20 protein-coding genes and 1 pseudogene are annotated in these 23278 nt (G+C 71.4%); 12 read left to right on the top strand and 9 right to left on the bottom strand.

Going from position 1 to position 23278, the window contains the following annotated elements; translation table 11 throughout:
• Window positions 1–86 precede the first annotated feature (86 nt).
• Window positions 87–1067, top strand: coding sequence for an NAD(P)H-quinone oxidoreductase (locus ACWC0C_RS22540; RefSeq protein ID WP_450865396.1), 981 nt, complete (start codon window positions 87–89; stop codon window positions 1065–1067).
• A gap of 184 nt (window positions 1068–1251) precedes the next feature.
• On the opposite strand, the gene ACWC0C_RS22535 is transcribed toward ACWC0C_RS22540, so the two are convergent.
• Window positions 1252–2067 carry a hypothetical protein gene (locus ACWC0C_RS22535; protein WP_450865394.1) on the bottom strand — a complete coding sequence of 272 codons (816 nt, stop codon included), beginning with the start codon at window positions 2065–2067 and terminating at the stop codon, window positions 1252–1254.
• 174 nt (window positions 2068–2241) lie between these two features.
• Here ACWC0C_RS22535 and ACWC0C_RS22530 point away from each other — a divergent pair, with 174 nt between their 5' ends.
• Window positions 2242–2787 (top strand): bacterial proteasome activator family protein, encoded by a 546-nt coding sequence (locus ACWC0C_RS22530; RefSeq protein ID WP_450865392.1) that lies wholly within the window; start codon window positions 2242–2244, stop codon window positions 2785–2787.
• A gap of 100 nt (window positions 2788–2887) precedes the next feature.
• Here ACWC0C_RS22530 and ACWC0C_RS22525 read toward each other — a convergent pair whose 3' ends face one another.
• A complete protein-coding gene (locus tag ACWC0C_RS22525; protein WP_450865391.1) occupies window positions 2888–4525 on the bottom strand; it encodes a protein kinase domain-containing protein in 1638 nt (545 codons plus the stop codon).
• 343 nt (window positions 4526–4868) lie between these two features.
• Between ACWC0C_RS22525 and ACWC0C_RS22520 the strand changes: the two genes are divergently transcribed.
• Complete coding sequence (locus tag ACWC0C_RS22520; protein WP_449194891.1) at window positions 4869–6521, top strand: protein kinase domain-containing protein; 1653 nt, start codon at window positions 4869–4871, stop codon at window positions 6519–6521.
• 98 nt (window positions 6522–6619) lie between these two features.
• On the opposite strand, the gene ACWC0C_RS22515 is transcribed toward ACWC0C_RS22520, so the two are convergent.
• Window positions 6620–7663, bottom strand: a complete 1044-nt coding sequence (locus tag ACWC0C_RS22515; protein ID WP_450865389.1) for a phosphotransferase — start codon at window positions 7661–7663, stop codon at window positions 6620–6622.
• Window positions 7664–7888: 225 nt separating this feature from the next.
• Here ACWC0C_RS22515 and ACWC0C_RS22510 point away from each other — a divergent pair, with 225 nt between their 5' ends.
• From ACWC0C_RS22510 to ACWC0C_RS22480, 7 genes and pseudogenes are all read left to right on the top strand, one after another.
• Window positions 7889–9034: a hypothetical protein gene (locus ACWC0C_RS22510; protein ID WP_450865387.1), complete on the top strand. Its 1146-nt coding sequence runs from the start codon at window positions 7889–7891 to the stop codon at window positions 9032–9034.
• A 395-nt stretch (window positions 9035–9429) separates the two neighbouring features.
• On the top strand, window positions 9430–10632 hold the full coding sequence (pdhA, locus tag ACWC0C_RS22505) for a pyruvate dehydrogenase (acetyl-transferring) E1 component subunit alpha (RefSeq protein WP_450865386.1): 1203 nt from the start codon (window positions 9430–9432) through the stop codon (window positions 10630–10632).
• 1 nt (window position 10633) lies between these two features.
• Complete coding sequence (locus tag ACWC0C_RS22500) at window positions 10634–11611, top strand: alpha-ketoacid dehydrogenase subunit beta (RefSeq protein WP_449194887.1); 978 nt, start codon at window positions 10634–10636, stop codon at window positions 11609–11611.
• A gap of 10 nt (window positions 11612–11621) precedes the next feature.
• On the top strand, window positions 11622–13013 hold the full coding sequence (locus tag ACWC0C_RS22495; RefSeq protein ID WP_450865385.1) for a dihydrolipoamide acetyltransferase family protein: 1392 nt from the start codon (window positions 11622–11624) through the stop codon (window positions 13011–13013).
• A 130-nt stretch (window positions 13014–13143) separates the two neighbouring features.
• Window positions 13144–14658, top strand: a pseudogene (gene murJ, locus ACWC0C_RS22490) (murein biosynthesis integral membrane protein MurJ); the annotation flags it as partial.
• A 146-nt stretch (window positions 14659–14804) separates the two neighbouring features.
• The gene (locus ACWC0C_RS22485; protein WP_450865384.1) at window positions 14805–15557 is read left to right on the top strand and encodes a hypothetical protein; all 753 of its coding nucleotides are present in this window, start codon (window positions 14805–14807) and stop codon (window positions 15555–15557) included.
• 139 nt (window positions 15558–15696) lie between these two features.
• Entirely contained in the window at window positions 15697–16602 is a 906-nt protein-coding gene (locus ACWC0C_RS22480) for an alpha/beta fold hydrolase (RefSeq protein ID WP_450865383.1), read from the top strand.
• A gap of 33 nt (window positions 16603–16635) precedes the next feature.
• On the opposite strand, the gene ACWC0C_RS22475 is transcribed toward ACWC0C_RS22480, so the two are convergent.
• The 5 genes from ACWC0C_RS22475 to ACWC0C_RS22455 form a co-directional block, all read right to left on the bottom strand.
• Entirely contained in the window at window positions 16636–17091 is a 456-nt protein-coding gene (locus ACWC0C_RS22475; RefSeq protein ID WP_450865382.1) for a hypothetical protein, read from the bottom strand.
• Window positions 17088–17546: an RNA polymerase sigma factor gene (locus ACWC0C_RS22470; protein WP_449195105.1), complete on the bottom strand. Its 459-nt coding sequence runs from the start codon at window positions 17544–17546 to the stop codon at window positions 17088–17090. Before ACWC0C_RS22470 ends, ACWC0C_RS22475 begins: the two co-directional genes overlap by 4 nt.
• Window positions 17547–17664: 118 nt before the next feature.
• The gene (locus tag ACWC0C_RS22465; protein ID WP_450865381.1) at window positions 17665–18672 is read right to left on the bottom strand and encodes a DUF1648 domain-containing protein; all 1008 of its coding nucleotides are present in this window, start codon (window positions 18670–18672) and stop codon (window positions 17665–17667) included.
• A complete protein-coding gene (locus ACWC0C_RS22460; protein WP_450865380.1) occupies window positions 18669–19019 on the bottom strand; it encodes a GntR family transcriptional regulator in 351 nt (116 codons plus the stop codon). Before ACWC0C_RS22460 ends, ACWC0C_RS22465 begins: the two co-directional genes overlap by 4 nt.
• 110 nt (window positions 19020–19129) lie before the next feature.
• A complete protein-coding gene (locus tag ACWC0C_RS22455) occupies window positions 19130–20041 on the bottom strand; it encodes a D-alanyl-D-alanine carboxypeptidase family protein (RefSeq protein WP_450865379.1) in 912 nt (303 codons plus the stop codon).
• A gap of 201 nt (window positions 20042–20242) precedes the next feature.
• Between ACWC0C_RS22455 and ACWC0C_RS22450 the strand changes: the two genes are divergently transcribed.
• Window positions 20243–20917: a GntR family transcriptional regulator gene (locus tag ACWC0C_RS22450; protein WP_449194878.1), complete on the top strand. Its 675-nt coding sequence runs from the start codon at window positions 20243–20245 to the stop codon at window positions 20915–20917.
• Complete coding sequence (locus ACWC0C_RS22445) at window positions 20914–22224, top strand: MFS transporter (protein ID WP_449194877.1); 1311 nt, start codon at window positions 20914–20916, stop codon at window positions 22222–22224. The genes ACWC0C_RS22450 and ACWC0C_RS22445 overlap by 4 nt, the downstream gene beginning before the upstream one ends.
• 47 nt (window positions 22225–22271) lie before the next feature.
• Here ACWC0C_RS22445 and ACWC0C_RS22440 read toward each other — a convergent pair whose 3' ends face one another.
• Window positions 22272–23096, bottom strand: a complete 825-nt coding sequence (locus tag ACWC0C_RS22440; protein WP_449194876.1) for a maleylpyruvate isomerase family mycothiol-dependent enzyme — start codon at window positions 23094–23096, stop codon at window positions 22272–22274.
• Window positions 23097–23278: the final 182 nt, after the last annotated feature.

Raw genomic sequence — 23278 nt, 5'->3', positions numbered from 1 at the left:
CTGGTGATGGTGAGTGTCGTACGGGGCGTCCGGGAGCGAGCGGGTCTGCCCTGAAGACTCCGCACGCGGGGAGTAGCGTCGCGGGCATGCATGCGATCACGATTCCCGAACCTGGTGGTCCCGAGGCGCTGGTGTGGGCGGAGGTCCCCGACCCGGTGCCCGGCGAGGGCGAGGTGCTGGTCGAGGTGGTGGCCAGCGCCGTCAACCGTGCCGACATCCTGCAGCGGCAGGGCTTCTACAACCCACCGGCCGGCGCCTCCCCCTACCCCGGCCTGGAGTGCTCCGGCAGGATCGCCGCGGTGGGCCCCGGAGTGTCCGGCTGGGCCGTCGGCGACGAGGTGTGCGCACTGCTCGCCGGCGGCGGTTACGCGGAGAAGGTCGTCGTACCGGCCGGGCAGCTGCTGCCCGTGCCCGAGGGCGTCTCCCTCACGCACGCGGCCGCGCTGCCCGAGGTGGTCTGCACGGTCTGGTCCAACGTGTTCATGATCTCCCACCTGCGGCCCGGCGAGACGCTGCTCGTGCACGGCGGGTCCAGCGGTATCGGCACCATGGCGATCCAGCTCGCCAAGGCCGTCGGGGCCAAGGTCGCGGTGACCGCGGGCACGAAGGAGAAGCTGGAGCGGTGTGCCGAGCTGGGCGCGGATGTCCTCGTCAACTACCGGGAGCAGGACTTCGTCGCCGAGATCAAGGAGGCCACCGGGGGTGCGGGGGCCGACGTGATCCTCGACAACATGGGGGCGAAGTACCTGGACCGCAACGTCCAGGCGCTTGCCGTCAACGGGCGTCTCGCGATCATCGGTATGCAGGGCGGCGTCAAGGGCGAGCTGAACATCGGCACGCTGCTGAGCAAGCGGGCGGCTGTCAGTGCGACCTCGCTGCGGGCGCGGCCGCTGAGTGAGAAGGCGGCGATTGTGGCGGCTGTGCGGGAGCATGTGTGGCCGTTGGTGGCCGGTGGGCATGTGCGGCCGGTCGTGGACAGGGAAGTGCCGATGTCCTCGGCGGGCGAGGGGCATCGGGTGGTGGAGGCCAGCGGGCACGTGGGGAAGGTGCTGCTGGTCACGTCGTAGGGCGATTGCGGTGCTGGGCGGTGACCCGGGCCGTGGCTACGGCGGTGCCGGCCGCCGGTCGCCGGTGCTGCGTGCGCCCTGTGCCGGTGCCGGACGGGCCCTCGGGTCGCCGGCCCGGCCCCGGCCGGGTGCCGCTGTCCGTGGGACGGGCGCAGCCCCGTCGGCAGGACCGCCCGCGGCTGACTCAGCCCCTGCGGAGCTTCAGGCCCAGGAAGGCCAGGGCCAGGCCCAGGCCGATGAGGACCAGGCCGCTGCCCAGGGGGAGGATCTGGAGGACCGGCTCGGTGGTGGCTTGGTCCTGTTGGGCGGCGTTCCGGGCCGGGGGCTGGTCGAGGCCGGCCTGGTCGGGGGCGTCCGGGGCCGTCGTGATCGCGGCGGGGAGGTCGGCCGTCTCCGGGTCCTCCGGCCGGCCGGTGCCGGGAGTCCGGATGGGCACGGGGTCGTCGTCGCCCTCCACCTCGGCCGCGGGCCCGTCCGGCCGGCCCGGCCGCATCCGTCCCTCGCCGGCCCTGCTGCCCGCCCGGGTCGGCTCGACGTCCGTCGCCGGGCGGTACGAGGCGGAGGCGGAATCGGAGGGCAGGGGAGGGAACGGGGGGATGGGCACGGGGCCGGCGACGGGCCCGGTGACGGGGGAGCCGTCGGGACCGCTGTGATCGTGACCGGCGAAGGCCGGAGGACCGGAGTCCGGCTGGTCGGCAGCCGTGTGCTCCGAGTGGGCGGCATGCTCCGAGTGGGTGGCCTGGTCCGAGGGCGCGGGATCGGCGGCGTGGTCCGGATGGTCCGCGTCTCCGGGACCGGGGCGGTTCGGGGTGGCCGTCGGGGCGGGGACATGCGCGTGTCCCCGGGTACTGGAGCCGCCGGGGCCGCGCTCGGTGGCGTATGCGGGCGCGGCGTACCCGGTGACCGTGCCGTACGCGGGCAGGGCCGCCGCGAGGACGAGCAGCAGCAGCCGTAGGCAGAGCTGTCGGCAGGGGAGCGTGATGTGCAGCCATGGAGTCACGTCGGTGACCTCCCGGAGCCCGGATGTCGTGATCGCTGGATGACCGACGGGAATAAGCCTCACATTCAAGGGCGAACAAGGCATTTCAAAATGCGCCGTCGGGTCTAAACGGTGGATCAGCCCCATGAGGGGGCACCACGGTGATGAGGTGGACGGGTGCGAGAGAATGGCGGCATGGAGATGCCGAGGAACGAACGGTCGCCGGAAAATCACCAGATCCTCGTCGTGGGCCAGGACGGTATGGCGCTCGGCGGTGGCAACGGGGACTACGAGTCCCGTGAGACCCCGGTGACGGAGCAGGTGGAACAGCCGGCCAAGGTCATGCGGATCGGCAGCATGATCAAGCAGCTCCTGGAGGAGGTGCGGGCGGCGCCTCTGGACGAGGCGAGCCGGGTGCGGCTGAAGGAGATCCACGCCAGCTCGGTCAAGGAGCTGGAGGACGGCCTCGCGCCGGAGCTGGTCGAGGAACTGGAGCGGCTCTCCCTGCCGTTCACCGACGACGCCACCCCGAGCGATGCGGAACTGCGCATCGCGCAGGCGCAGTTGGTGGGCTGGCTGGAAGGACTCTTCCACGGGATCCAGACCACGCTGTTCGCCCAGCAGATGGCCGCGCGGGCCCAGTTGGAACAGATGCGCCGCGCGCTCCCGCCGGGCGTGACCGGTCACGAGGACGGCGACGACCACCGCACCACGGGCCGCTCGGGCGGGCCGTACCTGTAACGAGGCGGAGCAACGAGCCGTACCCGTAACGAGCAGAGCAACGAGTGGAGCCCGGCACGGAATCGTGCCGGGCTCCACTGTCGCCCGTGGCGGGCCGGTATCAGGCGGGGTTGCCCGTCGAGACCGTGAGCTCGATCGTTCCCGGGTTCTTCTTGTCGACGTCCGTGCTCTCGGACGGGAACTGGTCCAGGACGGTGTCCTTGCCCCAGGTGTTGTCGTTCTGGTGAGTGATCTTGTACTGCCAGCCCGCGGCCTGGAAGCAGGCCTTCACGGAGTTGATGTCCTTGTACCGGAAGTCGGGCAGCACGATCTTGCTCGAATCGTCCCAGGACTCCGTCGGCTCCGTGCACTTGGTCTTGTCGATCACCCGGGTCCGGTCCGGCCCGCGGTAGCCAGGCTGTTGGGAGGAGGACGCCGAGGCGCTGGCGCCGCCGCCCCCGCCCTTGTTGCCACCGCCGTCGTTGTTCAGCGTCAGCGCGACGATCAGGGCGACGACCGCGACGAGCGACACCGCGACCGAGCCGATGATCACCGGCTTGTTGCTCTTGCCGCCGCCGGAGCCGGACGTCTGGGGGTTCTGCTGCGGCGAGATGGTGTACGGCGGCGGGGTCGGCGAGGCCTGCGGGCCGTAGCCCATCGGAGGCGGCGTCTGGTAGCCGCCCTGCTGTCCTTGCTGCGGGTAGCCGTAGGCCGGGGCGGGCGTCTGCGGCGCGCCGTACGGGCCCGGCTGGTACGGCGTCTGGACCGGACCGGGGGCGGGCTGGGCCGTCTGGTCGACCGGCGGGAACACCGCGGAGCCGACGCCCGAGCCGCTCTGCGTCGGCGCGGCGCCCGGCACGATGCTCGGCGCGGCCGCCTGGAAGGAGGCGGCGACGCGCAGGCACTCGCCGCGCATGGCCTCGGCGCTCGGGAAACGCTCGTTCGGGTTCTTCTTCAGCGCGCGGGCGACCAGCGCGTCCACCGCGGGCGGCAGGGAGCGGTTGATCGAGGAGGGTGCGACCGGCTCCTCCTGCACGTGCGCGTAGGCGATGGCCAGCGGCGAGTCGGCCTCGAACGGCAGCCGCCCGGTGACCAGCTGGAACAGCATGATGCCGACCGAGTACAGGTCGGAGCGGGCGTCCACACCGCGGCCGAGGGCCTGCTCGGGCGAGAGGTACTGCGGCGTGCCGACGACCATGCCGGTCTGTGTCATCGAGGTCACACCGGACTGCATGGCGCGGGCGATGCCGAAGTCCATGACCTTGACCACGCCGCGCTTGGTCACCATCACGTTGCCCGGCTTGATGTCGCGGTGGACCAGCCCCATCTCGTGGCTGATCTCCAGCGCCGCCAGCACGTCGGCGGTGACCTTCAGGGCCTTGTCGGCGGGCATCGCGCCGTACTGCCGGATGTCCTCCTCGAGGGCCGAGCCGAGCGGGCGGCCCTCGACGTACTCCATCACGATGTACGGAGTGGTCATGCCGCCGAGATCGTCCTCGCCGGTGTCGAAGACGGAGACGATATTGGTGTGCGTGAGCTTGGCCACGGCCTGGGCCTCGCGCCGAAAGCGCTCTCGGAAGGCCTGTTCCCGGCCGAGTTCCGTGTGGAGCGTCTTGATCGCGACCTGGCGGTCGAGCACGGCGTCGTACGCCAGATGCACCGAGGCCATGCCACCCTCGCCGAGCAAGTCACGCAGCTGGTAGCGTCCGCCGGCCAGCGACTGCCCCGCGTACCGGCCGTGTGCGCCGTCCTGGCTCATCTCTCCGTGTCCCCCACTGGCCGTCCGGCGCCTTCGCTCATCGCACGGGCCTTGATCGAATGTGTCATTCCCGGCCAAGTCTGCCCCAGGGCACTGACACGTCAAGCTCGGTGCCCGTTCCGTGACCGTACGCGCAAGAAGCGTCGCGCAAGCGTTACAGGCGGCCTACGACCGGCACACAGAATTTGCACGACAGCGCGTGCTACAGGTTTCATGGCCGGTCCGGCTTCGGCCGGTCCCGGTTCCGGTTCCGAACCGGTGGCTCGCGCGAAGGCTGTAGCGTGGCCGACGGAGACCGTAACAACACCGCGCGCACCGCGGGCAGAAACGACGGCGAGGACTGATGGCACAGACGCAGCGCGCCCAGGGCCCGTCCGACCCCGAGGCGACTGGCGGCGGTATGTCGGACGCGCCGGAGATGTGGGGCAACGGAGGGCTCGTCGGCGACGGCCGGTACCGGCTCACCCACCGGCTGGGCCGGGGCGGCATGGCCGAGGTGTTCGCGGCCGAGGACGTCCGTCTGGGCCGTACCGTCGCGGTGAAGCTGCTCCGCGCCGACCTGGCCGAGGACCCGGTCTCCAAGGCCCGCTTCACGCGTGAGGCGCAGTCGGTCGCCGGCCTCAACCACCACGCGATCGTGGCCGTGTACGACTCCGGCGAGGACTTCGTCGGCGGCCAGTCCGTGCCGTACATCGTGATGGAGCTGGTCGAGGGCCGCACCATCCGCGATCTGCTGCTCAACGCCGAGGCGCCGGGTCCCGAGCAGGCCCTGATCATCGTCTCCGGGGTGCTGGAGGCGCTCGCCTACTCGCACCAGCACGGCATCGTGCACCGCGACATCAAGCCCGCCAACGTGATCATCACGAACAGCGGCGCCGTCAAGGTGATGGACTTCGGCATCGCGCGCGCCCTGCACGGTGCGTCGACAACGATGACACAGACCGGAATGGTCATGGGCACGCCGCAGTACCTCTCCCCGGAGCAGGCGCTCGGCAAGGCGGTGGACCACCGCTCCGACCTGTACGCGACCGGCTGCCTGCTGTACGAACTGCTCGCTCTCAGGCCCCCGTTCACCGGTGAGACCCCGCTGTCGGTGGTCTACCAGCACGTCCAGGACATTCCGACGCCGCCCTCGGAGTTCTCCGACGGCTGCCCGCCGGAGCTGGACGGCCTGGTCATGCGCTCGCTCGCCAAGGAGCCGGACGACCGGTTCCAGACGGCCGAGGAGATGCGCGGCATGGTCCAGTACGGCCTGCAGATGCTCTACGAGGCGGGCGGGCACACCGGCACCTGGAACACCGGCCCGGTGGAGGCGCACGACGGCCGGCACACCCCGGCGGGCGGCTTCACGGGGACGACCGCGATGCAGCACCCGGGCGACTTCGGTGCCGGCACCGCGCAGATCCCGCAGCCGATCCTGCCGCAGGGCTACGGCCACGGCGACGACGGCGGCTTCGAGGGCCACGGCAACAAGGGCAGCGGCCGCGGCAAGCTGTGGATCCTCGCCGTCCTCGCGGTCATCGCGATCGCGGCGGGTGTCGCGCTGGCGCTCAAGAACACGGGCGGCACCCACGGCACGGGCACCGACACCAAGCCGCCGGCGACGCACTCGAAGTCCACGAAGGACCAGTCGGAGACCCCGAGCCCGTCGGACGACACCACGGACCAGCCCTCGGACCCCGCCACCGACAACGGCTCGGACTCGGGTTCGGGCGGGTCCGGCTACACGCCGACGGACCCGCAGACCTCGCAGTCGCAGTCCACGGGGCCGACCGACACGCCGACGGACCCGCAGACCTCGCCGTCGCAGTCCACGGACCCGACGAGCGGCGGCACGGACACGGGCACCACGAACGGCGGCACGGACACCGGTACGACGAACGGCGGCACCGACGCCGGTACGACGAACGGCGGCACCGACACGGGCACCACGAACGGCGGCACGGACACCGGCACCACGGCGGACGGCGGCGGCGCGGGCGACCCCACGGGTTGAAGCACACCCACCGCGCCTGTGACGGCGTCGCGCTGAGCAGTGTCCCCTGATCAGCGCCCCTGCCCAGTGCCCCTGAGCAGTCCCCCCGGGGGGCGCCGTCACTCGGTGAACGCGTCGCACACTGCGTCGTACTCGCGGGTCCACCACACCACGAGCGCCGACGCGGCCGGAAACTGGCAGTCCGCGCGCGTGTCACCGCGTTCGTAGTGCCAGCGCAGCATCCAGAAGTCGTTCAGCCGCTCCCACCACACCCGGTGCACGGCCGCCGCGAGCTCCGAGGGCGCGGCACCGGCCGCGCGCCGGTACGCGCGCGCGTAGGCGCGCACTTTCGGCAGGTCCAGGTTTCCCGCAGGGCGCACGAAGAAGATCGCGGCGGCGCGTACGGCCTCCTCCGCGCGGGGCTGCACGCCGAGCCGGTCCCAGTCGACGATGGCGGCCGGGGTGTCGTCCTTGTAGAGCACGTTGAACGGGTGGAAGTCGCCGTGCACCCAGCCCACCGAGCCGCCGCGCGGCGGCCGCCGGTCGGCGTGCTGCTCCAGGAGCGCGCGGCGTTCCAGCAACCGGTGCCGGGCCAGCTCGTCGAAGGCGTCGGCGGGGTGGTGCCGGCGCACATGGGCGAGCAGGTCGTCGATCAGCGCGAAGGTGTCGGCCGGGTCGGCGCTCTCCACGGGGTGGGGGCTCGTGGCTGGGCGCGTGCGCCCCTTGGGGGGCATCACGCGCTCCAGACAGGCGTGTACGGCGCCCAGGAGAGCCCCCAGGCGTGCGCTCTCCCCGCGCGTGAGCTGGCCGCCGTGACGGTGCCTGCCGTCGATCCAGGGGTGCAGGGCGTAGGCGTGGCCGCCGACGACGGCGACCGTACGGCCCTCGCGGTGCGCGAGCGGCACGGAGACCGGTACGCCGAGGTCGGCCAGGCGCTGGGTGGCGCGGTGCCGGCGCTCGATGGCCGCCGGGTCGGCGGTGTCGGGGTCGAAGTGGTGCTTGAGGAAATAGCGGCCGCGGGTGGTGCACAGCCGGTAACCGCGGTTCAGCAGGCCTTGGTCGACCGGCTCACAGGTGAGGGCGGTACCGGCGGCGTACAGGCGGAGCAGGGCGCCCAGAGCGGGCGCGTGGGGTACGAGGGGTGGTACACATGAGCGCGGCACGCCGCAGATGTTAGGGCACGAAAAGCGGCCGTGAGCTGGGGCTTGTCACAGGCAGTCGTCGCCGGTCGCTTTCGGTCACGCAACGTCCCGGGATGCGCGTCCCCGCTGATCCGCCGGACGTCCCCAGCCGCTGCAAGTCGGCTTAAACGATTGGCGGTTGGCGGCGTACCTGCCACGATGATCGCGTTCTGATCATGATGACGTCTCGGGGGAGCGAGAGCCGCCATGAGCGCGATCGACGCCTACGACCGGCCGCCGTACCGCGTCCCGGCCGCGCCCGCGCGGCCGGGCGGTGCGGGCGCGTGGGCCCTGGACGTGCTGCTGCCGTGGCGGCTGGCCCGGCGGATCTACGGGCCGTACCGGATGTTCCGGTTCAGCGCGGGCGACGCCCTCGGCATCGTCGCTCCGGGCGCGGGCGCCCTCGGCCCGTACGCGCGCCCGGTGGTGTCCACGCTGGCCGAGCAGGCCGCCGATCCGCTCATCGAACGGCTCCTGCTGCCCCGGACCCTGCTCTGCCTCGGCGTGCTCGCGTTCGCCGTCGGTCTGTTCACCGGGGGCGGGCTGCTCGAGCCCGTCGAGCAGGGCTTCACCGACGCTCTGCTGATGCTCGGCACGGGCCCGGTGGCGCTGCTGATGGCCTGCGGTCTGCTCGTCGCCCTGGCCCGTCCCGGCACGCGCGCGTGCGTGCTGCGTCTGTGTCTGCGCCCGCTGCTGACCGCGCTGGTCACGGCCGCCTTCTGCGGTCTCTTCCTGTACTGGACGATCCGGCACCACGACTATCTGCCGAGCGGTGTGACCTGGGCTTTCCTGGGGGTGTTCGCCGGGCCCTGGCTCCTGGTCTTCTTCGGCTCCGTGCTCTTCCTGATCCACCGCAACAGCTTCGGGGCCGGCGGCCATCCCCTGGTCCGTCCGCTGGCCGGCGTCCCGCTGGTCTGGCTGACGGCGGTCGCGCACTTCGTCCTGGTCGACGCGGTCCAGGCGTATCCGGGCTCCCGCCCGCTGCCCGCCTACTGGGTGGCCCTGTTCGCCGGTCCGGTGGGTGTGACGATCACCGCCGGGATCGAGATCTGGCTGCTGCGCCGGCGCCACGGGGTCGGCTTCCGCGGCCCCCTGCCCGACTGGCGCCCGAACCTCCGGGTCACCCGGGTACCCGACGGCCTGGTCGCGCGGCTGGGCACCGATGTGGCCGCGGGCGCCGCCTTCCGGTGGCCGCACTGGACCGACCGCAACGGCCTCGTGTGGGCGCAGACTCCGGCCGTCCACGCGCGCGAGCCGGTCATGTGGCCGTACGCGCACGCCTTCACCGAGCAGGTCAGGCCCACGCCGCGCTCCGAGGTCGAACGGACCGCCGGGCCGCTGCGGCCGCGCTGAGTCCGGTGGCGCCGGGATCCGGCCGCGCCGTGGCCTCGAGCGGAAATACAGTGATTTTCCAGTCTTCGTGAACTGAGCCGGTCTCACACGCAAACTCTTCCCGTGAGCTGGGTCAGCGGGATAACGTGCGGTTGCTCCGGCCATTGGCAAGGCTGTGACCAGCACGCTTCCACACCTTCTCGATTTACTTGGAAATCCAAGCAAAATCGCAGGTCAGGTGGGGTTTCACAGAAATGTGGAGCACTGGGTAACGTGATGGTTGCAGGGCGCTCGCCGGGGCACCTGTCACGCCTGTTCCCGGCCGAGTGGCACCCACCCCGTGCCCGGTGGTCGAAACAGGTGAGCCGCACTGGCCTACCGGCAACCCCGGGGGCCGGAACGACGGAGGAGCACACGTGACCGTGGACAGCAGTGCCGCGCGCAAGCCGCGACGCAGCGCCGCAGACGAGGCCGGCACCACCGGCACCAAGCGCACCACCCGCAGTACCCGCGCCGCCGCGAAGAAGAGCACCGAGCCGGAGCTCGTGCAGCTGCTGACGCCCGAGGGCAAGCGGGTCAAGAACGCCGAGTACGACGCCTACGTCGCCGGCATCACCCCCGAAGACCTGCGTGGCCTGTACCGCGACATGGTGCTCACCCGCCGCTTCGACGCCGAGGCCACCGCCCTGCAGCGCCAGGGCGAGCTGGGCCTGTGGGCCTCCCTGCTGGGCCAGGAGGCCGCGCAGATCGGCTCCGGCCGGGCCCTGCGCGCCGACGACTACGTCTTCCCGACCTACCGCGAGCACGGCGTCGCCTGGTGCCGTGACGTCGACCCGACCAACCTGCTCGGCATGTTCCGCGGCGTGAACAACGGCGGCTGGGACCCCAACAGCAACAACTTCCAGCTGTACACGATCGTCATCGGCTCCCAGACGCTGCACGCCACCGGCTACGCGATGGGCATCGCCAAGGACGGCGCGGACAGCGCGGTGATCGCCTACTTCGGCGACGGCGCGAGCAGCCAGGGCGACGTGGCCGAATCGTTCACCTTCTCCGCGGTCTACAACGCCCCGGTGGTGTTCTTCTGCCAGAACAACCAGTGGGCGATCTCCGAGCCGACCGAGAAGCAGACCCGCGTGCCGCTCTACCAGCGCGCCCAGGGCTTCGGCTTCCCGGGCGTGCGCGTGGACGGCAACGACGTGCTGGCCTGCCTCGCGGTCACCCGGTGGGCGCTGGAGCGCGCCCGCAACGGTGAGGGCCCGACCCTGGTCGAGGCGTACACCTACCGCATGGGCGCCCACACCACCTCCGACGACCCCACCCGCTACCGCGGTGACGAGGAGCGGGCCGCCTGGGAGGCGAAGGACCCGATCCTGCGCCTTCGCCGCTACCTGGAAGCCTCAAACCACGCGGACGAGGGATTCTTCCAGGAACTCGAGGCCGAGTCCGAGGCGTTGGGCAAACGAGTGCGCGAAGCGGTCCGCACCATGCCCGACCCGGACCACTTCGCCATCTTCGAGAACGTATACGCGGACGGGCACGCGCTCGTCGACGAGGAGCGAGCGCAGTTCGCCGCCTACCAGGCGTCGTTCGCGGACGCGAGCGAAGGGGGTCGCTGAGATGGCCGAGAAGATGGCGATGGCGAAGGCCATCAACGAGTCGCTGCGCCGTGCCCTGGACCAGGACCCCAAGGTCCTGGTCATGGGCGAGGACGTCGGCAAGCTCGGCGGCGTGTTCCGGGTGACGGACGGCCTCCAGAAGGACTTCGGCGAGAGCCGTGTCATCGACACCCCGCTGGCGGAGTCCGGCATCGTGGGCACGGCGATCGGCCTCGCCCTCCGGGGCTACCGCCCGGTGGTGGAGATCCAGTTCGACGGCTTCGTCTTCCCGGCCTACGACCAGATCGTCACCCAGCTCGCGAAGATGCACGCGCGCTCGCTGGGCAAGGTCAAGATGCCGGTCGTCGTCCGCATCCCCTACGGCGGCGGCATCGGCGCGGTCGAGCACCACTCGGAGTCCCCCGAGGCGCTGTTCGCGCACGTGGCCGGTCTGAAGATCGTGAGCCCCTCCAACGCCTCCGACGCGTACTGGATGATGCAGCAGGCCATCCAGAGCGACGACCCGGTGATCTACTTCGAGCCGAAGCGGCGTTACTGGGACAAGGGCGAGGTGGACGTCGAGGCGATCCCCGCCCCGCTGCACAAGGCCCAGGTCGTCCGCGAGGGCACCGACCTCACCCTGGCCGCCTACGGCCCGATGGTGAAGCTGTGCCAGGAGGCGGCCGCCGCGGCCGCCGAGGAGGGCAAGTCCCTGGAGGTCCTGGACCTGCGCTCGGTCTCCCCGCTCGACTTCGACGCCATCCAGGCCTCCGTCGAGAAGACCCACCACTTGGTCGTGGTCCACGAGGCACCGGTGTTCTTCGGCTCCGGCGCGGAGATCGCCGCCCGGATCACCGAGCGCTGCTTCTACCACCTGGAGGCCCCGGTCCTGCGGGTGGGCGGCTATCACGCCCCCTACCCCCCGGCCCGCCTGGAGGAGGAGTACCTGCCGGACCTGGACCGCGTGCTCGACGCCGTCGACCGCTCGCTGGCGTACTGAGGAGAGGGTCGTGACGACGATGACGGAAGCGTCCGTACGCGAGTTCAAGATGCCGGACGTCGGCGAGGGACTCACCGAGGCCGAGATCCTCAAGTGGTACGTCCAGCCGGGTGACACGGTCACCGACGGCCAGGTGGTGTGCGAGGTCGAGACCGCCAAGGCGGCCGTCGAACTGCCCATCCCGTACGACGGCGTGGTCCGCGCCCTGCACTTCCCCGAGGGCACCACGGTCGACGTGGGCACGTCCATCATCGCGGTGGAGCTGGCCGGCGCGGCACAGGCCGAGGCCCCGGCGGAGCAGCCGAAGGCGGAGCCCGTTGCCGCCGCCGCTGAGGAGCCGAAGCCGGAGGGCCGCCAGCCGGTCCTGGTCGGCTATGGCGTGGCCACCTCCTCGACCAAGCGCCGCCCCCGCAAGGGCCCGGAGGTCACCGTCCCGGCAGCGGCCCAGGCGATCCAGTCGGAGCTGAACGGCCACACCCCCGTGGCCGAGAAGCCCCGGCCGCTGGCCAAGCCGCCGGTGCGCAAGCTGGCCAAGGACCTCGGCGTCGACCTCGCCACGATCACCCCGTCCGGCCCGGACGGCATCATCACGCGCGAGGACGTCCACGCGGCGGTGACCCCGCCCAAGGCCGCCGAGCCGCCGGTGGCGCCGGCCGTCGCTGCACCCGTGACCCCGGCACCGGTGTCGTCGTACGACACGGCACGCGAGACCCGCATCCCAGTCAAGGGTGTACGCAAGGCCACGGCGGCGGCGATGATCGGGTCGGCGTTCACGGCGCCGCACGTCACCGAGTTCGTGACGGTCGACGTGACCCGCACGATGAAGCTGGTCGAGGAGCTGAAGCAGGACAAGGAGATGCAGGGCCTGCGGGTCAACCCGCTGCTCCTGATCGCCAGGGCCCTGCTGGTCGCGATCAAGCGCAACCCGGACATCAACGCGTCCTGGGACGAGGCGGCCCAGGAGATCGTGCTCAAGCACTACGTCAACCTGGGCATCGCGGCGGCCACCCCGCGCGGTCTGATCGTGCCGAACATCAAGGACGCGCACGACAAGACGCTCCCGCAGCTGGCCGCTGCCCTGGCCGAACTGGTGACCACGGCCCGCGAGGGCAAGACGTCCCCGTCGGCCATGCAGGGCGGCACGGTGACCATCACCAACGTCGGCGTCTTCGGCGTCGACACCGGCACGCCGATCCTCAACCCCGGCGAGTCGGCGATCCTCGCGGTCGGCGCGATCAAGCTCCAGCCGTGGGTCCACAAGGGCAAGGTCAAGCCGCGTCAGGTGACGACCCTGGCGCTGAGCTTCGACCACCGCCTGGTGGACGGGGAGCTGGGCTCGAAGGTGCTGGCGGATGTGGCGGCGATTCTGGAACAGCCGAAGAGGCTGATCACCTGGGCGTGACGATCCGGATCCGATAGCGCCGGAAAGCCTGAGGGGGCGGCCGCAACTTCGTCTTGCGACCGCCCCTCTTCTTTGCGGTACGGCTCTCAAGACTCCCAACTGCCGTAGATTTACGGGGGCGCCGCCATGCCGAGGGGCAGCGCTCGGGACCGGGCTGCTCGCGACGACGTACAACACCGCCAACACCGTGCCGACGAGCCTGTACACCCTGCTGATCGGCGGTGCGCTGAACGCCGTGCTGGTGCCGCAGCTGGTGCGGGCCCGGGCCGTGCATGCCGATGGCGGGCGCGCGTACGAGCAGCGGCTCGTCACGCTCGTCGTCAGTGTGCTGGCCGTCGGGACCGTGCTCGCCGTGTGGGCGGCGCCCGAGATCGCGAGCCTGTACATCCGGGATACGCCCAAAGAGCATGAGGCGTTCCGGCTGACCGTCGTCTTCGCGCGGTTCCTGCTCCCACAGATCTTCTTCTATGGCCTCTTCGCCATCCTCGGCCAAGTGCTGAACGCCCGCGAGAAGTTCGGCGCCATGATGTGGACGCCGGTGCTCAACAACGTCGTACTCGTGGCGATGTTCGGCGTCTATCTCGGGATGATGACCGTCCCCCACTCCGTCGCCGATGTCACCGGCGGACAGGTGCGGTGGCTCGGGATCGGTACGACCCTCGGGATCGCCGTACAGGCACTTGCCCTCGTCCCCTTCGCGCGCGCCGCCGGCTTCCGTTTCCGGCCCCGTTTCGACTGGCGCGGCTCGGGGCTCGGCTCCGGGATCCACGCGGCCAAGTGGACGCTGCTGTTCGTGCTGACCAACCTGGTCGCCCTCACCGTCGTCACCAACTACGCCAACGCCGCCGACCAGCAGCTGCCGAGAGCCGGCGTGGGCTACACGGCGTACAGCTACGCGCAGACCATCTGGATGCTGCCCCAGTCCATCGTCACCGTCTCCCTGGTCACGGCCCTGCTGCCGCGCATGAGCAGGGCGGCGGCCGAGGGGCGGATCGGCGATCTGCGCGCCGACCTGTCCCGGGCGCTGCGGGTCAGCGGGGTCGTCATCGTCCCGGCCGCGTTCCTCTTCACCGCGCTCGGACCGGACATCGCCACGCTCCTCTTCGCCCACGGCGCCGCCGACCCGGCCACCGCCGCGCCGCTCGGCCATATGCTCCAGGCCTTCGGGCTCGGGCTGATCCCGTTCTCGGCGCAGTACCTGCTGCTGCGTGGCTTCTACGCCTTCGAGGACACCCGTACGCCGTTCTTCATGGCCGTGTGGATCGGAGCCGTCAACATCGCGCTCGCCACCGCCTGCCATCTGCTGCTGCCCGCGCGGTGGGCGGTCACGGGCATGGCCGGCGCCTACACCGTCTCCTACGCCGCCGGGCTCCTCCTCACCGCCCGCCTGCTGGCCCGCCGCACCGGCGGCCGGCTCGACGACGGCACCCTGCGCGGAACCTACGCCAAGCTGCTGTGCGCCGGTGGCGCCGCGGCGGTGGCGGCCTGGGCGGCGGCGCGGGGCTGCACCGGGGTGGTGGGGGACGGCACAGCGGGGGCGGTCCTGACGACCACCGCCGGCACACTCGCCCTCGCCGTCGTCTATCTCCTGCTGGGCAAGATGCTGAAGATCGGCGAACTGCGGCGTATTCCGGGTCTCGGCTGACACCGGACTTCAGGTCTCGGCCGACATGGGGCGCGCCTCAACAGCGGTCGAGCCATGGAACCCTGACGTCGTATCAGGGTCTGGTCCGGGTGGGGTCGGGGATGTCACGGATGGTGGTGGAGTGGCTACAGCGGCACGCTGGTGACATGACGAAATCCACTGCCGTCCGCCGCGTCGCCTCCGTCGCGGGCGCCGCCGTCCTCGCCGGTACGGCGGCGGTGTGCGCGCCGGGTGTCGCCTACTCCGCGACTCGCGCCACCGCTGCGTCCGCAACCGACTTCAGTGACTGCCCACCACTGCCCGACGGCGTCGACCCGGCCCGGTGGAGATGCGAAGTGCACACGGCCGCCCCGAAGTTGACCATGGGCAAGATCACGGTGAACTTGGCCCCGATCACCATGACGCACGCCGAAGGCCCGATGCCGGACGGCAGCGACGGAGGGGTGTGGGGCGCGATGCACAGCTCCCCCACCGCCATACCGGGAGGACTGACCGGCACCCCGGCGGGCGACCACGCGGCCGTCCTGGGACTGGCGATACAGCCGGAGTACGGCGGCCGGTCCGACTTCTACACCGGGAAGTTCAGCCTCCACTTCCGGCTCCTCGGCCCGTTGGTGCCACGCGGCTGCGCCATCGGGGCGGATGACCCCGTCGACTTCCAGCTGAAGCGCTCGGGCCCCTCCAAGTGGGTCTCCCAGGACCCGCCGGTGATCGAGTTCTCGGCGTACGACGACACCTTCAGCGCCCCGGCCGCCGAACACTGCGGGCCGCTCACCGCACCCCTCAACCGACGGCTCGGCCTGCCGGCGACCGAAGGGAACCTGATGTCGTACGACGCCTCGTACACCTTCAAGACCTACGACCAGCTTCCGACGACCAGCGTCCGCAACAGAACCTGACGGACCCCGGAGCTGAGTACAGACCAGAAGGAAGAAAGAAAGGAAGAAAGAAGGGAGGGAACCTTTCTGGCCGACCCCGACTCCTGACCCCTCGGTGTGGGCCCGACGGGGGACCGCGCCGGTCCGAGAGGGGTCATCCATGGCACCGCACACGCACACCGACCGTCCACTGCCGAAGGACGAGCGCGCCGAGCACCACCTGCTGGACGTCCGCGAGACGCGCCTGCATCTCGCCGAGTACGGCGGCACCGGCACCCCGCTGCTGATGCTGCACGGCTTCCCGCAGCACTGGTACGCCTGGCACAAGGTCGCCGCCCAGCTCTCCGAGGGGTACCGGCTGCTCTGCCCCGACCTGCGCGGCTTCGGCTGGTCGGAGGTCACCCCGCGCGGCTACGACATGGACAGCCTGGCAGACGACGCCCTCGCGCTGCTCGACGTGCTCGGGCTGGAGCGGGTCGGGCTGGTCGGGCACGACTGGGGAGCGCATCTCGGGTTCCGGCTGTGCCTGAGGGCGCCGGAGCGGTTCACCGGCTACCTCGCGCTCAACATGTCCCACCCCTGGCCCCGGCACCGCGCGGTGCTGCCCAACCTGTGGCGGCTGTGGTTCACCGCGTTCGTCGAGTACCCGGTGCTCGGGCGGGCCGTGCTGCGGCACTGGCCCGGCTTCACCCGCTTCCTGCTGCGCCACCAGGTCACCGACCCGGCGGCCGTGTGGACGCAGGCGGAGATCGCCGAGTACGTCTCCGCGACCTCGAAGAGCGCCGCCGCCGTCCAGTCCCTGTTCTGGCGGTACGTCCTGCACGACATCCCCGCGCTGGTGCGGGGCACCTGGCGGCGGCAGCGGCTGACCGTGCCGACGCTGCTGCTCGGCGGAGAGCGGGACAACGTGGTCGTGCCGTCGATGCTGGCGGGTGCCGAGCCGTATGCCGACGAGCTGCGGGTGCGGCTGGTGCCGGGGGCCGGGCACTACCTCCCGCAGGAGCGGCCGGAGGAGGTGGCGGACGCCATCCGCCACCTGTTCCCCGACCTTGCCGAGGATGCCTGAAGCGGCCACGCCCCATGGGGTGTCGCGGCTCGGCTACCGCAGTTCCGCCCGCTCGGCGAGCCGGTCGACGAACGCCCGTCCGCGTCGTTCGCCGAGCAGGCGGCCGTAGAGCCACTGGGCGGGGCGCAGGGCGGTGGGGCGGGTGGCACCGAGGACGGCGAAGCGGGTGCCACCGGCCTCCGGGGTCGCCGCCATGCCGCCGACGATCAGGCGGGACTGCATCAGGCACCAGCCGGGAGAGAGCCGTACCTCGAAGGACTCCGTGAGGCCGGAGCGGCCCACCGCGAGGGCCCGTTTGCGGTCCGCATCGCCGGGCGGCACACGGAACTCCCGGAGGAACGGCACCAGATGGGGCAGCTCGGCCTCCAGGTCGGCGGCCACCGCCCACACCCGGTCGTACGGCAGCGCCAGATGCTCCTCGGCGTACAGACCGGCGTGCAGCCCCGCGGCCAGCACCCGCAGCCGCAGTACCGGATCGGAGGAACTCATCGTGACCAAGCCTTCCGGAAGGAGGAACGAGCCCGGCTCAGCCGGGACTTGACGGTGCCCTGGGGCACGCCGAGCAGGCCGGCGACGGTGGCCTCGTCCAGGCCCTCCAGCTCGCGCAGGACCAGGACCGCGCGGTGCCGGACCGGCAGCCGGGCCAGTACGTCCCGCACGTCGGCCGGCAGCTCCCCGCCGGCGTCCGTGCGCAGCCCGGCGAGTCGGGCGAGGTCGGCGGGGTCGGCCGGTTCCTCGGCCGACGTGCGGCGGGCGACCCGCACCGCCTCGCGCACGGTGGCGGTGCGCACCCAGCCGTAGAAGGCCTGCGGATCGCGCAGGGTGCGCAGGCCCTTGAAGACCGCGAGCAGCGACTCCTGCACGGCGTCGGCCACGTCGTGCGGCGCGATCGGGCGGCACAGCCTGGTCACGTACGGCGTCACCAGCGCGAGCAGTTCGTCCATGGCCAGGGCGTCCCCGCCCTGCGCGGCCCGGACCAGCGGGGCGGCCGTCTCCCAGGGCCTCGCCCGGCTGTCGTCCTCCCCCTGGACTCCCTGGAGGTTCTCGATGTCCATGTCCGGTTCAGCCCCGCTGTCGCAGCGCGTTCAGCAGGGCCGCGCCCCGCTCGGCGTCGTCCACGCTCACCGCGAAGTCGCTACGGCGGCCCCGGGGGCGTACGACCAGACAGTCGCCGGCGCGGAGCATGACCGTCGTACCGAGTCCGCTGAGGCGGTAGCCCCAGCCGCCGACCTGGGACGGCAGCCGGTGCTCGACGCGGGCGGACTCGATGGCGGCCGGGGCCCAGCGACGGGCGGGCCAGCCGAGCGGGCCGAACGACACTTCCAGGCCCGCCTCCGACACCTTCGCCCGGACCGAGGAGAAGAGGGCGCCGGCGAGGGAGGTGACACCGCAGGCCAGGCCCACCACCCACAGTGCGACGGTGTTCGCCAGGCCGACGGCGAGAGCCACCAGCGCGCCGACGGCGATCAGGCCGGTCACCGCCGACAGCAACTGCAGCCAGGGGTTGGCGGCATGGGAGAACCACACCAGTCGCTCGCTCTCCGGCAGGTCCAGCCCGGGGGACGGGACGGCGGGCAGCGCCGTGCCGGCCCGGACGCTCAGGCGCCAGGCCACCACACCTGCGACCGCTGTCAGGGCCAGGACCAGCACGACGTCCCAGGACGGCTGGCGGGCCTGGTGCCAGTCGGTGCGGTCGAGGTTCGCGCGGACGATGGACGCCTGCGCGGCGACGAGGGCCGCACCGGTGGGGGCCATGGTGATCGCCCGCCAGGGCCGCGGGCCCGTCCAGGAGCGGCGCCAGGGCACGGACACGGCCAGGGCGATCAGAAGCCAGAGCCCGGCCGGGAACACGGCGTCCGCCCACAGCGGCATCGAGTCGTCGGGGGTCTCGCCGCCGCTCCAGTGGGTGGCCAGCCGGTCCGGCAGCCGGCTGTGCGCGGCCCAGGGCAGGCCCGCGAGCAGCGCGGCGACGGCCACGGTGCACCCCGCGGCCCCCCAGCGCGCGGTGCGGTTCCGGCCGTCCCTCCGTCCCTCCTTCCGGCCGTCTTTCCGTACGTCGCCGTCGGTCATGTCGTCGTCCCCCGGATCATCTCGATGAGGTCGGCGCGGCTGTAGCCGAGCCGGGATGCCTCCGCGATCAGCTCGCGGATCCTGATCTGCAGTCCGGAGCTCCGGGCCGCGCCCTCGGCGACGGTGATCCCCCGGCCTCGGCGGAACTCCAGCAGGCCCTCGTCCCGCAGTTCGCGCAGGCCGCGCAGGACGGTGTTGACGTTGATGTCCAGGGCCGCGGAGAGATCGCGGGCCGAGGGCAGCCGGTCTCCGGGGCGGCACTCGCCCTCGGCGACGGCCCGTCGGATCGCCGCCGCGACCTGCTCGTGCAGCGGGCGGGTGTCGGACTTGTCCAGACGCAGCAACATGGTGCCAATGACACTAGCACCATCAGCTTCATCGTGCGCTCGGGCGGCAGCAGAACGGGCCCGCCGCGCAATGCGGCGGGCCCGTGGGGGTACGAGCGTCTGGGAGCGCGTCAGCCGAGCTTGGCGAAGCCGTAGTTGAGGAGCTTCGTGGCGTCCGCCGCGCGCTGTGCGTACGTGGTGGAGGCCAGGACGGTGCCGATGACGGTCTTGCCGTTGCGGGTGGCGGCGAAGACGAGGCAGGCGCCGGCCTCGGGGCCGGAGCCGGTCTTCACGCCGATCGCGCCGCTGTAGCTGGAGAGCAGCGTGTTGGTGTTCGTCCACGTGCCCATCGTGCGAGTGCTGCCGGTCTTGGTGATCGTCTTTGCGGTGTACGACTTCGTCTTGACGATCGTGCGGAACGTGGAGTTCTGCATCGCACTGCTGGCGAGTTTCGTCAGGTCGCGCGGGGTCGAGTAGTTGTTGCCGTTGCCGATGCCGTCGAAGGAATCGAAGTGCGTGTTGTTCAGGTTCAGGCTCTTCGCGGCGGCGTTCATCTTGCCGATGAAGCTCTTCACGCGCGCGTCGCGGGTGGAGCCCGAGCCGTAGGTGTCGGCGAGCGCGTAGGCGGCGTCGCAGCCGGACGGCAGCATCAGGCCGTACAGCAGCTGGCGGACGGTGACCTTGTCGCCGACGATCAGGTGCGCCTGGGAGGCGTTGTTCTTGACGACGTAGTCGCTGTACGCCTTCTGGATCACCACCTGCTTGTCGAGGTTGAGGTTCGACTGCGCGAGCACGACCTTGGCGGTCATGATCTTGGTGGTGGACCCGGTGGAGCGCTTGTAGTCCTGAGTTTTGCCGTACAGCGCGGTGCCAGTGGCGTTGTTCATCACGAATCCGCCCTTGGCCACGATCGAAGGCGTCGTGACGGCCTGAGCGGGCGCCGCGGTGAGGGCACCGGTCGCGAGCAGCGCGCCGGAGGTGACGGCGACCGCGGCGACTCTGCGGAGACGCGAGTGGCGGGTGCCCTTAATGCCGGTAATCAAAGTGATATACCCCGATTGTCTTGAATGCCCCTGAGGTGCGGCCGAGTTGAGGTGGCAAGAGCAGGTGGGCCGCACGTGTGAGACACGTAAGTAGCACAGAAGGTTGTGGGGGCGCTGCGGGCGGTCCTGGTCACAGATCCGTCACGTCCGGATGCTGGACGCCGCTGCCGCATGCGTACGTGTTGTATCTATCCTGTGGGCATGAAGACGGCCATAGAGCAGCCAGCCCGCAGGCACGACAAGCAGCCGCCCGCCGCCGACCGCGTGTACACCCACGTCAAACAGGGAGTCCTGGACCGCCGCTACGAGGGCGGCACCCTGCTCACCGAGGGCGAGCTGGCCGAGGCCGTCGGCGTCTCGCGTACGCCCGTTCGGGAGGCGCTGCTGCGGCTGGAGGTCGAAGGCCTGATCCGGCTCTACCCGAAGAAGGGCGCCCTGGTGCTGCCCGTCTCCGCGCAGGAGATCGCCGACGTGGTGGAGACCCGGCTGCTGGTCGAGGAGCACGCCGCGCGCAAGGCCGTGCCCGCCCCGCCCGGTCTGGTCGAGCGGCTGACCGAGCTGCTGGAGCTGCAGAAGGCGCAGGCCGCCGCCGGTGACCTGGCCGCGGCCGCGGTGACCGACCGCTGCTTCCACGCCGAGATCGTGCGCAGCGGCGGCAACGAGATCCTGTCCCGGCTCTACGACCAACTGCGCGACCGGCAGCTGCGGATGGGTGTCGCCGTCATGCACTCCCACCCCGACCGGATCGCCAAGACGCTCGCCGAGCACGAGGAGATCCTGGTCGCGCTGCGCGCCGGGGACGCGGAGGCGGCCGTCGAGGTCGTGCACCGGCACGTGAGCTGGTTCTCGCACCTGGCGCGGGGTGAGGTCCGATGAGCGGTGCGGGACACAACGCCACCCTTCCGGGTGATCCGCCGGGCGGCAGGCGTGCCGTCGGCGTGTGGTCCATCGGCGTCGCCGTCTACTTCGTCGCCGTCATCTTCCGTACGTCACTGGGCGTGGCGGGACTGGACGCGGCCGACCGCTTCCATGTGAACGCCTCCGCGCTGTCGACGTTCTCCATCCTCCAGCTGCTGGTCTACGCCGGCATGCAGATACCCGTCGGCCTGCTGGTCGACCGGCTCGGCACCAAGAAGGTGCTGAGCATCGGCGCCGTGCTGTTCACGGCCGGGCAGCTGGGTTTCGCCTTCTCCCCGTCGTACGGCACCGCCCTCGCCTCGCGCGCCCTGCTGGGCTGTGGTGACGCGATGACCTTCATCAGCGTGCTGCGGCTCGGCACCCGCTGGTTCCCGGCCCGGCGCGGGCCGCTGGTCGCACAGCTCGCCGGGCTGGTCGGCATGGCGGGCAACCTGGTCTCCACGCTGGTCCTCGCCCGGCTGCTGCACGGCGTCGGCTGGACCCAGGCGTTCGCCGGCAGCGCGCTCGCGGGTGTCGTCGTCCTGGCCCTGACCCTGCTGTTCCTGAAGGACCACCCCGAGGGGTACGAGCCGGAGGCGTCCCCGCATCAGGGCGCGGCCTACGTCCGCCGGCAGATCGCGGCGGCCTGGCGGGAGCCCGGCACACGCCTCGGGCTGTGGGTGCACTTCACCACCCAGTTCCCGGCGATGGTGTTCCTGCTGCTGTGGGGCCTGCCGTTCCTGGTCCAGGCGCAGGGGCTCAGCCGGGCCACGGCCGGTGAACTGCTCACCCTGGTCGTGCTGTCCAACATGATGATCGGGCTCGTCTACGGCCAGATCGTCGCCCGGCACCACGCGGCGCGGCTGCCGCTCGCGCTGGGCACGGTGGGGGCGACCGCGATGCTGTGGGCGGCGACGCTGGTGTATCCCGGTGCGCATGCGCCGATGTGGCTGCTGGTGGCGCTGTGCGCGGTGCTCGGTGCGTGTGGGCCGGCCTCGATGATCGGGTTCGACTTCGCGCGGCCGGCCAACCCGCCCGAGCGACAGGGGACCGCGTCCGGCATCACCAACATGGGTGGGTTCGTTGCCTCGATGACGACGTTGTTCGCGGTCGGGGTGCTGCTGGATGCGACCGGGGACGACTACGCCGTGGCGTTTTCGGCGGTGTTCGTGCTCCAGGCGCTCGGGGTTTCGCAGATCCTGCGGCTTCGGGGGCGGGCGGCTCGGCGTGAGCGTGAGCGGCTGGTGGCGAGCCGGGTGGAGACGGTGCACGTGCCGGCGGCTTAGCCGAGCTCTCCCACCCGCGCACCACCCGTCTTCCAGTGCGGCATGGCCTACGGCGTCACCGTGAAGTTGCGCAGGATCGCCGCCGTCAGGTCCGGGTCGCCCTCGGTCTTGACGCGGTCGGTCACCGCCTCCGGTGTCACGCGGCCGCAGGCCAGGCGTACGTAGGTCTCCCAGTCGAGGGTGATGGTGGCGGCGGGGCCGAGGGCCGGGGCCGTTTCCAGGGTGCCCCGGCCCTGGATGTCGACGCGGATCGTGCGCAGGAACTCCACCGGGCCGTGCACGTCGAAGACGATGGCCGAACTGCGCGGCGCCTCCGCGTCCTTGGCCACGACCTTGGGGAGTGCCTCCAGGAGGAGGTCCCGGGCCACGTGCGCGCCCGGCGAGTCCAGGTTGCCGGGGCGGCCCAGGGCCGTGCGCAGGTCCTGCTCGTGCACCCACACGTCGAAGGCGCGGGTGCGGTAGGCCTGTTCGACCGTGATGTCCTTGCTCAGCGGGCCGCGCATCGTGGTGCCGGGGTCGCGGGACTCGTTGCGCAGCTGGCGGTTGCGGCGGATGACCGTGTACTCCAGCTCGGCCGTCATCTCGGGTGCCGTGTGGTGGCGGCGCACGTCGACCTGCATCTCCATGTACCGCTGGTGCTCGGTGGTGACGTGGAAGAGGTCACGGGGGAGCGAGTGGATCGGGCGCGGATCGCCGAGCATCTCGCAGTCCATGCCGATGACATGCGACACGATGTCCCGGACCGACCAGCCGGGGCAGGGGGTCCGCCGGTTCCACTCGCCTTCCGCGAGCGACTGGACCATCTCGGATATCGCTTCGATGGAGTGCGTCCAGGCGTCGGCGTAGGGCTGGAGGGTGGGATGCAGACTCACGGAACGGGACCCCTCGGCGGTCGGTACACGGGCAGGTTGTGGCGGCGTTGCCAGCGGGCGGCGGCGGCACGGCGGCGGGTGTCTGAGTGGCTAAGTTACGCTGCCTTCAGGCACCCCGGCAGTGCTTTCGTGTGACGATCGTAGGCCTGTGTGGACGACTCGAATTCCAGGACGGTGGTAGT

This window comes from Streptomyces sp. NPDC001709 (genome assembly GCF_053596375.1).
This window is presented reverse-complemented; position numbering and strand designations above follow the sequence as displayed.

Bases quoted from the DNA above. Each gene is read 5' to 3' on its own strand.
- ACWC0C_RS22510 (WP_450865387.1), top strand. From the start codon at position 7,889: ATGAGCGCGATCGACGCCTACGACCGGCCGCCGTACCGCGTCCCGGCC.
- ACWC0C_RS22480 (WP_450865383.1), top strand. From the start codon at position 15,697: ATGGCACCGCACACGCACACCGACCGTCCACTGCCGAAGGACGAGCGC.
- ACWC0C_RS22525 (WP_450865391.1), bottom strand. From the start codon at position 4,525: ATGAGCCAGGACGGCGCACACGGCCGGTACGCGGGGCAGTCGCTGGCC.
- ACWC0C_RS22530 (WP_450865392.1), top strand. From the start codon at position 2,242: ATGGAGATGCCGAGGAACGAACGGTCGCCGGAAAATCACCAGATCCTC.
- ACWC0C_RS22450 (WP_449194878.1), top strand. From the start codon at position 20,243: ATGAAGACGGCCATAGAGCAGCCAGCCCGCAGGCACGACAAGCAGCCG.
- ACWC0C_RS22470 (WP_449195105.1), bottom strand. From the start codon at position 17,546: ATGGACGAACTGCTCGCGCTGGTGACGCCGTACGTGACCAGGCTGTGC.
- ACWC0C_RS22465 (WP_450865381.1), bottom strand. From the start codon at position 18,672: ATGACCGACGGCGACGTACGGAAAGACGGCCGGAAGGAGGGACGGAGG.
- ACWC0C_RS22500 (WP_449194887.1), top strand. From the start codon at position 10,634: ATGGCCGAGAAGATGGCGATGGCGAAGGCCATCAACGAGTCGCTGCGC.
- ACWC0C_RS22520 (WP_449194891.1), top strand. From the start codon at position 4,869: ATGGCACAGACGCAGCGCGCCCAGGGCCCGTCCGACCCCGAGGCGACT.
- ACWC0C_RS22445 (WP_449194877.1), top strand. From the start codon at position 20,914: ATGAGCGGTGCGGGACACAACGCCACCCTTCCGGGTGATCCGCCGGGC.
- ACWC0C_RS22475 (WP_450865382.1), bottom strand. From the start codon at position 17,091: ATGAGTTCCTCCGATCCGGTACTGCGGCTGCGGGTGCTGGCCGCGGGG.
- ACWC0C_RS22485 (WP_450865384.1), top strand. From the start codon at position 14,805: ATGACGAAATCCACTGCCGTCCGCCGCGTCGCCTCCGTCGCGGGCGCC.
- ACWC0C_RS22460 (WP_450865380.1), bottom strand. From the start codon at position 19,019: ATGTTGCTGCGTCTGGACAAGTCCGACACCCGCCCGCTGCACGAGCAG.
- ACWC0C_RS22540 (WP_450865396.1), top strand. From the start codon at position 87: ATGCATGCGATCACGATTCCCGAACCTGGTGGTCCCGAGGCGCTGGTG.